At 64.1% G+C, this 13,361-nt stretch carries 9 protein-coding genes and 1 pseudogene; 2 read left to right on the top strand and 8 right to left on the bottom strand.

Features of this window, described 5'->3' with window-relative positions:
- Positions 1–720: 720 nt before the first annotated feature.
- Entirely contained in the window at positions 721–2,532 is a 1,812-nt protein-coding gene (locus tag ACDH77_RS10100; protein ID WP_008575407.1) for an EAL domain-containing protein, read from the top strand.
- A 130-nt stretch (positions 2,533–2,662) separates the two neighbouring features.
- On the opposite strand, the gene ACDH77_RS10095 is transcribed toward ACDH77_RS10100, so the two are convergent.
- The 3 genes from ACDH77_RS10095 to ACDH77_RS10085 all read right to left on the bottom strand — a co-directional run bounded on the left by ACDH77_RS10095 (position 2,663) and on the right by ACDH77_RS10085 (position 5,226).
- The gene (locus tag ACDH77_RS10095; protein ID WP_008575406.1) at positions 2,663–3,361 is read right to left on the bottom strand and encodes a DUF1349 domain-containing protein; all 699 of its coding nucleotides are present in this window, start codon (positions 3,359–3,361) and stop codon (positions 2,663–2,665) included.
- Positions 3,362–3,694: 333 nt separating this feature from the next.
- Positions 3,695–4,615: a M14 family metallocarboxypeptidase gene (locus ACDH77_RS10090; protein WP_031422643.1), complete on the bottom strand. Its 921-nt coding sequence runs from the start codon at positions 4,613–4,615 to the stop codon at positions 3,695–3,697.
- Between the two features lie 101 nt (positions 4,616–4,716).
- On the bottom strand, positions 4,717–5,226 hold the full coding sequence (locus ACDH77_RS10085; protein WP_008575404.1) for a ferritin-like domain-containing protein: 510 nt from the start codon (positions 5,224–5,226) through the stop codon (positions 4,717–4,719).
- Positions 5,227–5,593: 367 nt separating this feature from the next.
- Between ACDH77_RS10085 and ACDH77_RS10080 the strand changes: the two are divergent.
- A pseudogene (locus ACDH77_RS10080) lies at positions 5,594–5,794 on the top strand (hypothetical protein).
- An 81-nt stretch (positions 5,795–5,875) separates the two neighbouring features.
- Here ACDH77_RS10080 and ACDH77_RS10075 read toward each other — a convergent pair.
- The 5 genes from ACDH77_RS10075 to nirB form a co-directional block, all read right to left on the bottom strand.
- Positions 5,876–6,133 (bottom strand): KGG domain-containing protein, encoded by a 258-nt coding sequence (locus ACDH77_RS10075; protein WP_005916070.1) that lies wholly within the window; start codon positions 6,131–6,133, stop codon positions 5,876–5,878.
- Positions 6,134–6,915: 782 nt separating this feature from the next.
- Positions 6,916–7,662: a uroporphyrinogen-III C-methyltransferase gene (gene cobA / locus ACDH77_RS10070; RefSeq protein ID WP_031422639.1), complete on the bottom strand. Its 747-nt coding sequence runs from the start codon at positions 7,660–7,662 to the stop codon at positions 6,916–6,918.
- An 81-nt stretch (positions 7,663–7,743) separates the two neighbouring features.
- Entirely contained in the window at positions 7,744–10,554 is a 2,811-nt protein-coding gene (locus ACDH77_RS10065) for a molybdopterin-dependent oxidoreductase (RefSeq protein ID WP_372353860.1), read from the bottom strand.
- The gene (gene nirD, locus ACDH77_RS10060) at positions 10,551–10,919 is read right to left on the bottom strand and encodes a nitrite reductase small subunit NirD (protein ID WP_008575400.1); all 369 of its coding nucleotides are present in this window, start codon (positions 10,917–10,919) and stop codon (positions 10,551–10,553) included. The genes ACDH77_RS10065 and nirD overlap by 4 nt, the downstream gene beginning before the upstream one ends.
- Complete coding sequence (gene nirB / locus ACDH77_RS10055) at positions 10,916–13,333, bottom strand: nitrite reductase large subunit NirB (RefSeq protein ID WP_031422636.1); 2,418 nt, start codon at positions 13,331–13,333, stop codon at positions 10,916–10,918. Before nirB ends, nirD begins: the two co-directional genes overlap by 4 nt.
- Positions 13,334–13,361 lie beyond the last annotated feature (28 nt).

Below are 13,361 nucleotides of genomic sequence, written 5' to 3'. Positions count from 1 at the left end.
GCGCGCACCCAGGCGCGCGCCTCCAAAGACGGGATTGGAATAACGGTAGAGCTGGTTTAAAGCAGCCAGGCCACCTAGACGAATAATGGCGATTAGCCGCGAACATCGCTTGCAGGGAGAAGTTGAGTTAATACCACTCTCTATTCGCCGCGCCATTAAATTAATAGGCGATTCAATACGATTGAAACTGTGCTGAATATCACTAACTCTCACCTCATCCATGACACAGGCCAGATCTGTGGACTGGTTTGCTCGTGCCCGCTAAATGCAGGTTTTGCAGCCTCATCTGTACTGACCCACACCATCTATGCCGGATTCATCACTTGCAAAGCGGCATTTTGGATTTTTTGAAGTGATTTGAACGGATGAGCCCGAGCTTGATAAAGCAGACTGATGCGCAATTGAGCTGGGCCGGCAACTGTGACTTATAACAATCGCGTTCAACGAAACTTGCTGCGTTGCAAAGCCCGACACACCCTCCAGCAGGGTGCCAATCAGTTTCGGAGTTTGCTTTAGAGAGTAAGACCATTTTGTAGTCGACAGCGGACAGTGGAGTGCGGTATTTGTATATCGCGAGCGCAACAGCATGGTTTATTGTCGGGACTGCCAGGCAGCTCGACGTTTGCAGAAAAAATCGAAAGTGATTGGCTCGACACGTAGTTCGTGGAGTTTCCGTCACCTATCGATGACCTCGGTTTGTTTCTAGTAGCGGTGCAGTGTGTGATCTTCGACACGGAACCCGATGCCATGACGCTTGCCCCGGACGACAAACCGCAGGATCGCCACTTCGACTGGTCAGGCGTGCCGATCGACTTGGGCGGCATGGAGCCCCTGGAGCAAATCGCACGATTGCTCTGCCATGCCCTGGTGGCGCCGGCTGCTGCGCTGACCATCACGGAGGGCGGGCGCCTGCGTGTGCTGGCAGCGCGTGGCATCAGCAGCAGTCATGTCAAACAGGCCATGGAGCTGTGCCAGCAGGTTCCGCCAGCGCCAAATGGCGTGACCGAGTTGATCGAGCATGCAACGCTTGCGCAAATTCAACTCGGCGATGCCGCGTTCCCCGGCTTGCCCGCGCGCTTCATCGCCTGCGTGCCCGTGGGTGCGCCGCAGACAGGAATTTCCGGAACCCTGTGCGTGATCGACACGCGCGAGCGCCGGCTGGCAAGCCAGGAGCATCAGCAACTGCTGATGTTCGCCAACGTGGCTGCCGCACAGCTGGAACTGCAGTTCGGTGCGGGCCGACGCGAGCCGCACAGCGGCTTGCTCAATACGCGTCAGCTGCAATCGGATCTGGACGCCCTCGCCTTCGGCAGCCATAGCGTGCCTACCATTGCAGCGTTCATTGAGGTCTACGACACTCAGGCCGCCAACGAGGCGCGCCAGGCGCTGGGCATGCAGCCGCTGGAAGAGCTGGTTCGCCACGCCAGCTACGTGTTGACCCGCGCCTTGCGCGGCAAGGCCACCGTCTACCACGTGGCCTCGATGCGCTTTGCGTTCTTTCTGCTCAACTCCGCGCCGGACGAGATGGAAGACCTGCTGCTGGATCTGCGCGACATGCTGCACAAGCCGGTGGATGCCGCCGGCGTACCGATGTCGCTGACCTTTCATGCCGGTGTGGTGCGCTTCGCCCCGCAGCAGCCGGACACCAACGATGTGATGCGCAAGGGCCTGGTGGCGCTGGGCGATGCCATCAACAACCATGCCATCGTGTGCTGGTACAGCGCTTCGCACGACGATGCGATTCAACGCTCGTACCGCCTGGCGCTGGATGCCGAACAGGCCCTGAAAGCCGGCGATTTCCGGCTGGTGTTCCAGCCACGCATCAACCTTGAAGACTTATCGGTGACCGGCTTCGAGGCGTTGCTGCGCTGGCATCACGCCAGCCTCGGCCCGATCGGTCCCGACGAGTTCATCCCGCTCTTCGAAAAAACCGCACTGATGTGCACGGTCACCAATTGGGTGATCGAAAGCGCCTTGGTACAGCTGGCGGAATGGCGTACTCAGGGCTTGGATTTTTCCATCTCCATCAACCTGTCGTCGCGCGATTTCGGCAACATCAACCTGGCAGCGGATGTGATCAACCGCTGCAAGGACCTGGCGATTCCCACCACATGCATCGAGCTGGAAATCACCGAAGGCCGCTGGCTGCGCAGCAATGTCGAAGCGGTGCCGCGGCTGCGCGCGCTGCGCGATGCAGGCGTGAGCGTGGCCATCGACGATTTCGGCACCGGCTATAGCAACTTCGGCTATCTCACCGAGTTGCCGGTCAATGTGCTCAAGCTGGACCGGTCGCTGGTGACTGGCATCGCCACCAAAACCGGCATGCAGATGCGCGCCGAGGCGGTGGTGCGCCTGGCCAACGCGTTGGGTTATCGCACCGTGGCCGAGGGCATCGAGCACGCCGATGAGATTGCGTTGCTGCGGAGCTGGGGATGCGATGAGGCACAGGGGTATCTGCTCGCCAAACCCATGGAGGCGCATCTGGTGGCCGACTACGTCAAACAAACCGGGGCGCTGCAGCGTCTGCCGTAGAGCCGCGGCGGTGCGCGGATGCGCCGGACAGGCAATCGCACCACGCCGCGCCGTGCGGATGCATGCACGATGCCTTGCGATGCGATGCACGTCCAACCTGCTGCCTGCAATGCAGCAATGCTCCTAGCGCTCAACTGAGATCGTGCAGGTCCTTGCCCAGCGGCGCACTCAGTGCCCAATCGGAGAACCGCACCTTCAGACCTGAGCGCTCGGGCGTGCAGCACATCGGTCCGACCAGATAGGCGCTTGCCGGCGGAAACGGACACAGCCGCACCAGCGGCCAGTGACGGCCATCCGCAGAGACCTGCAGGCGCAGCACGCCATCGGCAACCGTGGCACGGATCCAGAAATCCTTGGGGTCGGCTTCGTACGGCCCAGTTGCCCAATCCGAAACCGGGTTGGTCAACACGCTGCTGAGCATGGCGCGCCCGTCGCTGAGTTCGATCCCGGCCTTGACCCAGTGCTGCTCGTCCACGCGCACCATGATGCCGGCCTGGTCGTACAAGGCTTCGTACTGCGCGCGCACACGCAGCTGCGCGGTGAAGCCTGCGCCCGCCTTGATGCCCAGAAAGTGCCCGCTGTCGCGGGTGAATCCGTAATGCGTCTTGCGCCAGAAGTCGGTCGCCTGGTCGGTCACCACATCCAACGTGTCGCCGTTGATATCGAGTGTCTTCGGCCGGTTGAGCCAGGTTCCGGCGTGCCAGCTGCTGTCCTGCGCCATGGTTTTCCTCGGATTGTTCTGTTGTGCAAACGCGCCACCACTGAGCGTCATCCCGACCATGCCAGCCAACACCCGCCTGCGTGCGCCATTGAATGCATCGTGTTGCATGGATCTGCGCTCCTGCGACTTATGAACGCGTAGTTTACGTGCTGTACGCGCAAGGCCGCATGGGTGCGGCCCCTCCTCTGTTCGCCATGCAGGCAAGGCGCCGGTTCGTGCTTCGACGATGCGCAGCCGTGCAGATGGGCCGCATACATGCGACGTCGCCGCAAAACCCAGGCCCGAGTCCGCGCGGGCAATTACGGGCGCGCGACGTAAAGCGATTTGCCGGCCAACCCTGCCGCGTGGCGCCGAAGAGCGGCCAACAAACGTAGCGAACAGTCGTCAGGTGGGCCTGGCGGCTGTGCAGTCGTTTTGTTAGCTGCTCCAGGTGCCCTGCCCTCAGTGCTGCGCCAGTGCGTAATCGATTGCCGCGCAGATTGCCGCCACCTGCGCAGCATTGCATTGGTCGGGTGTGGCGCGTGGGCTATCCGGATAGACCTCGGTGGTCGTGCGATACCGCGCATCGGTGACGCCGGCGCACAAGCCCAGTCGCCGCACCGGATAATTGATGACCCCATGCCCCACCACCGGTGCACCGATGAGCTGCCCATCCGCATCGGCAGGCGCGATATGCGTTACCTCGGCCACCGCTGCGATCACCGCTTGCTGGAAGGCGGGCTGCGGATCTTCACTGTCGCCGACCAGGTAAAACCCGTCCGGAATGCTCCCCGGCACAAACACCGCGCCGTCGCGCGCCGCCAACGCCGGGCGAAACTCGCTCTCGTCGCTATCGGTGGTTTCGTGCAGATCGATATGCACCAGCATTCGGCCGGAAATCGAGGCCACCAGCCGCATCAGCGCAGCCGACTCTTCGGCCGGGCTGTCGCGGCGAAACGCGCGATTCGGATCGACTGCATCGGCATTCCAACGCTGGATGCGTTCATAGCCCCAGGGATTGATGCACGGCGCCACCAGTGGATTGCATTTGCCTGCGTAGTCGGCAGCACGCTGTTGCAGGAATTGCAGCGCACCTTGCACGCCGCTGGTTTCGTAGCCGTGCACGCCGCCGGTGACCAACACGCACGGCAGGCTGTCGTCCCACTGCGCGCTGCGCAGTGCCAGCAACGGATACTCCCCTTGCGCATGGGTAATGGTGCCGTACTGCACGCGCTCGTACTGTTCGGCCAGTGCGGCGACCTGCTGCACGACATCCTCCGCATAGCTGCGTTGCTGCAGCTGGCGTGCGCGCCATAGGGCGCGTTCCGGCTCACCCCACGGTTGCCCGGGCGTGCCGATCGGATACGTTGGGTTTGTCGTCATTGCAGACACCGGTGCGAAGGAGCCGCCAAGGGTAAGCGCTCTGCGCACAGAAGCAAAAAGGCCCCGCGCTGCGGGGCCGATGAAACCTGCGTCGCTGATGTTTACTTCTTCGCCGTGACCCCTGGGGTGGCGTCGCGGACCAGGAACTCTTCGGTCAACTCCGGCAGATGCGCCAACAGCCAATCGGCCATGGCCTGTTCCTGGGGCAGGATCTGCTCGCACACGCGCTGCGTTTCGGTATCGCCCACCGTCTTGGCGGCACCCAGCAAGGCGGTGTAGGTCGCGATCTCCAGGTTCTCGAACACATAGCTGGCCATCGCACCCTTGACGATTTCGTCGGAGGTGGTCATGCCGCCCATTGCCTGCCCGAACGCGGCCATCTTGCCCATGGCGTCCTTGATGATCGACGGCGAACCGCCCAGGCGCTCGATACACGACTCGACCAGGCGCTGTTGCCCCAGCGTCTCTTCCAGATGCTGCTCGATGCGGGCTTTGAGCTGGGGGTAGTGCTCGATGCGTGCGGCCTGGGCCTTAAGCATCTGCTCGGCCTGCTGCTCCATCGCATGCGCATCGCGCAGCCAGTCCATCAGGTTTTCTTGGGGTTCGGCCATGGGGTTCTCCTGTGTGTTTGCGATATGTCCAGCCTGCAGCGGCGCGGATGAAAGATGTGACTGTTCCAAGTGAACGCTGCGTGCGACGTCTACGTGGCATTGACAGGACGCAGAGGGACTGGCGGCTCCGCCTTCCACAGCCTGTTTGCATGTGGTCGCAACGGAACCGAGGATCTGCGTGGCGATCGCTGAGGGATCTGCATGCAATGCGTGGGTCACTGACCGCGCTGACCATCTAAGGCACCGGGCCCTGCGACCAATAGTGGGGACGCTTCATGCCGCCGTGGCGCAGGTGAGCCCCAAACCGGGTGGGCTGCAAATCCTGCCGATGTTGGAAACGGCATCGTGGCTGGAGTGAAATTTTTCCATGCAATCGATGTCGGACATCAATGCACGACTGCAAAAATTTCTCGCTTGCGCTTGATGCGTTGCACAGCAGGCGCTCATGAATCTTTCCAGGTGCACAGGCCATCACGCACGATGACGGCGTGCAAAAATCTGCAATCGATTGCGCCTTACCGCGTGCAGCAATCGGCTTGCTTCAAACCGAAAACAGCACAGGCGCTAGCCGCATGGGCGTAGCGCCTGTGTCCAGCCTTCCGCAAGATTCGCTCCCAAACCGGCGCGCCATGGCGCGCCGATGGCTGGATTAAGCGGATTCTTCCTGCGGCTTGGCCTGCTTGGAACGCCCGCCCTTGCTGCCGATCCGCGACATGTGATCGCGATCGCGGCTCACGGCCTGGCCACCCTTACGGCCAGCTTCGCGCGCTTCGTCGCTGGTAAATTCGTGCGCATTGCCGCTGGCATGCGCGGCTTTGCCGCCGCTACTCGCCAGCAGGCGGCGCTTCTCCGGATCCAATGCGGCAAAGCCGCGCCGGCTACGGGTCGTGTTTTGTCCGTCTTCCACTGTGCCTCCTCTCGATGCTTCGGTTACGCCTGGGTATTGGGCTAACCGCAACATTCGTGCCAACCCTGAAAGGCAGGCTCCGCGGTGCATTGCGGATGGATGCAGGAAAAAACGGCTGCGCTCGCTGCGCAAATCTTGCACACCTTCGCATCGCCGGACGATTCGGCCTACCTCTTAGGTGGATAGCGCTATCACGGGGCGCAATCCGTCTGCAGCCGCTGGACGGGTTGCGCTGGCGTCGCAGGGATCAGCCGCTATGCCTGGACCAAGCGCCCGCCCCTGATGCAGGTGTGTTGCAATCTCGCGTAGTCCGGTTGCGACGCACGGTGCGGGAACAGCCGTCTGCGTACAGCTCACTCATCGTCTGCGCGCGCCAGTCGCCTCGGTGCCGGCGTGCGCAGCGCCTCGCAAGACGTGTGCTGCCGATACCGCAGATCGCTCGGCCAATTCGCCACTGGACTGCCAGACAGCGGCGCAGCCACAGGTTGAAACAGGCAGGGCCCGCACACAGACTGCGCGTGGATCTGGGCGCACACTGATGCGCCATCAACGCCTCAGGCGTTGCTACCCGCCTTGCGAAAGACTTAGCGGTTGTGTGCAAGTGGGTACCACTGGCCGACGTTGACGCCGGGCCGGAACCATTAGCCGTGCCGTCCACGCCCGGATGCGGCTGCCCCAGAGGCTGGACAAGCAGTCTCCGGACGCGCACGCACCACGTCGGGCGGCAACCGTGAGCCCGAATCGCCCTGCCCCGCAGCCGCGTCAGCGGCGGTGCGCCGCCCTCACCCCACGGCCTGCACCACCATCGGCCCATCGCGGTCGTCGCACGCTGCCGCAGCTTCGGACAGAGCACCGCCCACCAGCAACAAGGTCGGCAGGCCCGGTGGCAGCGCGGCGGCTGTCATCCCCAGCTCGCCCAAGGTGGTGAGGCGACGTTGCTGCTCCGGCCGTGTGGCGGCCTGCACGATGGCGGCGGGCGTGCTGGCCGGCAAATGCGCCAGCAATGCAGCGGCCAGCGCATCCGCGCGGCGCAGGCCCATGTAGATACCCAGCGTCGTGCCGCTGGCCGCCAGCGCATCCCAATTCGGTTCGCCGTGGTCGTGCGTGTGCGCAGTGACGAAGGTGATGCCATGGCAATGGCTGCGATGGGTCAGCGAGACCTCCAGTGCGGCCGCCGCAGCGAAGGCCGCACTCACGCCGTTGATCACCTGCACGCCGACGCCGGCACGCCGCAGAAAGGCGATCTCTTCGCCAGCGCGGCCGAACAGCAGCGCATCGCCCCCCTTCACGCGCACCACGCGCAGGCCCTGCAACGCGTAGCGACGCATCAGCCGGCAGATGAACTCCTGCGGTGTCGAACGGCATCCGCCCCGTTTGCCCACCCGGATCACGCGCGCCTGCGGTGCAAGTTCGACGATCTCCGGGTTGGCCAGATCGTCGAGCAGCAGCACCTGCGCCGACGCCAGGGCCTTCACCGCCTTGATGGTGAGCAATTCCAGGTCGCCCGGGCCGGCGGACAACAACACCACATCACGTGCGCAGGAAGGTGTGACTGACATGGGAGTTCTCGTTGGGTGTGGAGGGACGGTGCATTCAGAGGACAGGTGCACTCACGCAAGCCGCGTTTGCCGGCACAGCCGAGTGAGTTGCGGCACGCAGGAGCCGCACACGGTGCCGCAGCCCAGGCGTTGCTTGAGCTGCGCAACATCGGCGCCGTCGTCGATGGCCGCGTGAATCGCGGCGGCCGAGACATGCATGCAGGTGCACACAATCGGGTCGCTCGGTGCGCTGTGGGTATGGGCGAAGACCGACAGCCGCGCACCCCGCCACGGTTCACCGGCCAGTGCGGTGGCAAGCAACGAGCGATCGGCGTCGCCGGGTTGCGCGGCAGTGAGCAGCACGCCGTCGATATGGTGATACCCGTCTTGCATGCGCCAGCCAACGCGGCGCATCAGCCCGCGGCGCAGGTCGCGGTACTCCAGCACATCCGCGCCGGCCGGCAGCTGCAAGGCGACGACCAGGCGATCCATCCAGCTGGCATCGGGTGCGCGTTCGCAGGCGGCATGCAACACGACCCAATCCCCGGCTGCACGGCGTTTGGTGCCGCTCGAGGGCTCGGCATGCAGGCGCAGAGAGGCATAGTCGCAGTCGCGCAACAGCGGTTGCAACGCCTGCTGCAAGGCGAGTGCATCCCCACGCCGCGCCGCCAGCAGATGCCAGCCGAACGCGGTCTTTTCCACCCGCACGGCCGTGTGTTTGAGTTCGGGCTGTTGCGAACGCCCATCCACTGCCGGCGTGCTGACTTCGTTGATGCCGCCGCTGGACAGGCTCTGCCCGCTCCAGTGCATGGGGGCAAACACCGTGCCCGAGCGCAGTTCGTCCGACAGTTCCAGCGGCAGCACCAGCGCACCGCGTTTGCTTGCGATCTGCACCAGTTCGCCGGCCACCAGCCCACGCCGCTGTGCATCGCCTGGATGCATGCGCAGCGCCGGCTCGGGACTATGCGCGAATGCCGCCGCGACCCGCCCGGTGCGCGACATGCCATGCCACTGGTCGCGCAGGCGTCCGGTGAGCAGCCGCATCGGGAACCGTGCCGAAGTGGCTTCGGCCACCTTGCGATACGGCGTGGCGTGGAAGCGTGCACGCCCGTTGGCGTGCGCGAATACGCCGTCGGTGTAACGCCGGGCCTGCCCTTGCGTGCTGCCTGCCGGAAACGGCCATTGCTGCGGGCCATGATCCAGCAGCGCGTAATCCAGGCCGCCGACATCCAGGTCGCGGCCAATCGTGAGCGCGCGATGCTCGTCGAAAATCTGCGCAGGGTGCTTGAATGCGAACAGGCCCTGCCCGCGCACTGGTGCCAGGCGCGTTTCCAGCCGGCGCGCCACCTCGTTGGCAATCCACCAATCCGCACGTGCCTGCCCGGGTGCTTCCACCGCCTTGCGCACGCGAGTGATGCGGCGTTCGGAGTTGGTCACCGTGCCGTCCTTCTCGCCCCAGCTGGCGGCCGGCAGCAACACGTCGGCATACGGCACGGTGTCGGTACCGGAAAAGGCCTCCTGCACGATCACCAATTCGGCGTTTTCCAGCGCGGCGCGAATGCCGGCAACCTCCGGCATCGAATGTACGGGGTTGGTGCACACGATCCACACCGCCTTGAGCGTGCCCGCGCGCAGCCGCTCGAACAATTGCACGGCCGGTGCGCCTGCCGTTGGCGAGATTCGCCCGGCTGGCACGCCCCACAGCCGTTCCAGTTCGGCGCGGTCGTCGGCATTTGCAATCTCGCGATGCGCCGCCAGCATGGTCGCCATGCCGCCGACCTCGCGTCCGCCCATCGCATTGGGTTGACCGGTCAACGAAAACGGCCCCGCGCCCGGCTTGCCGATCTGCCCGGTGGCCAGATGCAGGTTGATCAGGGCCAGGTTCTTGTCGGTGCCGTGCACGGATTGGTTCAAGCCCATGCAATACAGCGACAACGCTGCAGGGCTGCGCCCGAACCACTCGGCCGCCTGCACCAGATCCTCGTGCGCAATGCCGCAGATCTCGGCGCTCATGCGCGGCGTGTACTCGCGCAGCATCCGCTTGAGGGCATCGAATTCCTCGGTGTGTGCCGCGACGAAACGCGCGTCTACCAGGTCCTCCCAGATCAGGTGATGCAGCATGCCGTTGAACAAGGCGACGTCGGTGCCGGGCTCGATCGCCAGGTGCAGATCGGCCATGGCCGCCGTGTCGGTACGCCGCGGATCGATCACGATCCAGCGAATGTCGGGGTTGCGCGCGCGTGCCTCTTCCAGCCGGCGAAACAGCACCGGATGCGCATAGGCCATGTTGCTGCCGGCAAACAGCACGGTGTGCGCCAGCTCCAGATCGTCGTAACAGGTGGGCGGGCCATCGGCACCCAGCGCAAGCTTGTAGCCGGTCACCGCGCTGGACATGCACAGCCGCGAATTGGTGTCGATGTTGTTGGTACCGAGCAGGCCTTTGGCCAGCTTGTTGAAGACGTAATAGTCTTCGGTCAACAGCTGCCCGGAGAGATAGAACCCCACCGCGTCCGGGCCGTGCTCCTGGATGATGGCGGCCAGCTTGTGGGCCACAAGGTCGAGTGCCTGCTCCCAACCCACTGCGGTACGCGGCGCCTGGCGATGACGGCGTAGCTGCGGTTGGAGCACACGCCCCTGCGTGCTGGCCACCGTCTGCGGCAGTGCCAGCCCCTTGCTGCACAGGCGCCCGAAATTGGCCGGGTGCAGCGGGTCGCCTTCGATGCCGACGATGCGTTCGCTATCGGCGGCATGCTCGCTGTGGATCAGCACACCGCAGCCCACCCCGCAATAGCAGCAGGTCGAACGCGTGATGCGGTGCATCGGTAACGCGGCCTGCGGCTGCGCGGCTTCGTCGCTCGACAGATGCTGCAGGCCTTCGCTCATACGGCGGGCTCGGCGACGGCATCCGGCGCGGTCACCGGCTGCAACACGATCCATACCGCATCGGCTTCCACCTTCACCGGATAGCGCGGCGCGCAACCTACATCCGGCGCACATGCCTGCCCGCTCTGCAGCGCGATGGCCCAACCATGCAACGGGCAGGTCACGGTGTCGCCGGCAACAATCCCTTGCGACAGCGGTCCACCCTTATGCGGGCACCGGTCGCGTAGCGCGAATACCTGGTCGCTGGCAGTGCGGAACAACGCGATCGGTTCGATGCCCTCGATCTCCAGCACGCGTGCGCCCAATGCGGGCAATTCCTGCAAAGCGCAGATGCGGATCCAGGCAGGCGGCTTATGCATGCTCATTGCTCCACCGTGGCGGCCGGCGCCGCAACGCGCAGCGGTTGGTATTCCTGTCGGCGCTCGCCGGCGATACGCGCCTTCCACGGGTCGACCAGACCCTCCAGCGAATACAGCAGGCGCTCGTACAGCGCACGCCGGTTGGCGGCGTCGTCCACCACTTGCGCACGGATGTAATCCAGCCCTACCCGCGCGATGTAGTGCACCGTGCGATCCAGGTAATACGCCTGCTCGCGGTAGAGCTGCAGGAACGCGCCGGTGTATTCGCGCACTTCGTCGGCGGTGGCCACCTTGACCAGGAAGCGTGCCACCTCGGTCTTGATGCCGCCATTGCCGCCGATATGGATCTCCCAGCCGGAATCCACCGCGATGATGCCCACGTCCTTGATGCCGGATTCGGCGCAATTGCGCGGGCATCCGGACACCGCCAGCTTCACCTTGTGCGGGCTCCACATGTTGGCGAGCATGGTTTCCAGATCGATCCCCATCTGCGTGCTGTTTTGGGTACCGAAGCGGCAGAATTCGCTGCCCACGCAGGTTTTCACCGTGCGGATGGACTTGCCGTACGCATGGCCGGAGGGCATGCCCAGATCGCGCCACACGTCGACCAGGTCTTCCTTCTTGACCCCAAGCAGATCGATGCGTTGGCCGCCGGTCACCTTGACCATGGGCACCGCATACTTGTCGGCGACATCGGCAATCCGGCGCAGCTCGCTGGCATTGGTCACCCCGCCCTTCATCTGCGGAATCACCGAAAACGTGCCGTCTTTCTGGATATTGGCGTGCGCACGCTCGTTGATGAAACGCGACTGCGGGTCGTCGATGGCCTCATGCGGCCAGGTCGACAGCATGTAGTAGTTGATTGCCGGCCGGCAGGTAGCGCAACCGTTGGGTGTGCGCCATTCCATGAAGGCATAGGCCTGTGCATGCGTGAGCAGTTTGTGCTCGCGGATGGCGCGGCGCACCTCGCCGTGGCTGAGGTCGGTACAGCTGCATACCGCCTTGGTTTTCGGGGTTTCCTGAAAGTTGGAGCCCAGGCAATTCATCAGGATCTGCTCGACCAGGCCGGTGCACGAGCCGCACGAACTGGCCGCCTTGGTGTGCTTTTTCACCTCGTCCACGGTGAACAGGCCTTGCTCGCTGATCGCCTTGACGATCGTGCCCTTGCAGACGCCATTGCAGCCGCACACTTCATCGCTGTCGGCCATCGCACTGGCGCGGTCCTGGCCACCGGTGCCGGCATCGCCCAGCGCGCTTTCGCCGAAGATCAGTTGATCGCGCTGCGCCTGGATCGGCGTGCCGTCCTTGAGCAACTTGAAGTACCACCCGCCGTCGCTGGTGTCGCCGTACAGGCACGCGCCCACCAGGACATCGTCGCGGATGACCAGCTTCTTGTAGACGCCACCGGCCGGGTCGGAAAGCACGATTTCTTCGCAGCCGTCGCCGCCCATGAAATCACCGGCAGAAAACAGATCGATGCCGGTGACCTTGAGCTTGGTCGATGCGACCGAACCGCGGTAAATGCCGATACCGAACTGCGCCAGGTGGTTTGCGCAGACCTTGGCTTGCTCGAACAGCGGCGCGACCAGGCCGTAGGCAATGCCGCGATGGTTTGCACACTCGCCCACCGCGTACACGCGTGGGTCGAAGCTTTGCAGGCTGTCGTTGACCACGATGCCGCGCGAGCAATGAATCCCTGCTTCTTCGGCAAGACGTGTGTTCGGGCGAATGCCGGCCGCCATGACCACCAGATCGGCGGGAATCTCGCTGCCATCGGCGAACTTCACCCCGATCACCTCGCCCTGCGCATTGCCCAGCAGCGCACTGGTGGCGGTGCTCAGCTTGAAGTGCAGGCCACGCGCGCGCAGGGCCTGTTGCAGCAGGTTGCCGGCCACCGGGTCGAGCTGGCGCTCCAGCAACCAGCCGGCCAGATGCACCACCGTCACCTCCATGCCGCGCAGCTTGAGCCCATTGGCCGCTTCCAGCCCGAGCAACCCACCACCGATCACCACCGCGTGCTGCTTGCTACGCGCGGTATCGATCATGGTGCGCGTGTCCTGGATATCGCGATACCCAATCACCCCTTTCAGGTCGTTACCGGGAATCGGCAGCACGAACGGCACCGAGCCGGTGGCGATCAGCAGCCGGTCGTACTCGGCTTGCGTACCATCGGCCGCAATCACGCGGCGGCGCACGCGGTCGATGCGCGTGACTTCCTTGTTCAAATGCAGGTGGATGCCGTTGTCCTGATACCACTGCAACGGATTGAGCACGATGTCGTCGAATTCCTGCTCGCCGGCCAGCACCGGCGAGAGCAGGATGCGGTTGTAGTTGGGATGCGGCTCGGCGCCGAACACGGTGATGTGGTACATGCCCGGCATCAGCTTGAGCAGTTCTTCCACGGTGCGGATGCCGGCCATGCCATTGCCGATGACGACGAGTCTGGGT

The organism is Xanthomonas axonopodis pv. maculifoliigardeniae (assembly GCF_041519315.1).
GTDB lineage: Bacteria > Pseudomonadota > Gammaproteobacteria > Xanthomonadales > Xanthomonadaceae > Xanthomonas > Xanthomonas euvesicatoria.
This window is presented reverse-complemented; position numbering and strand designations above follow the sequence as displayed.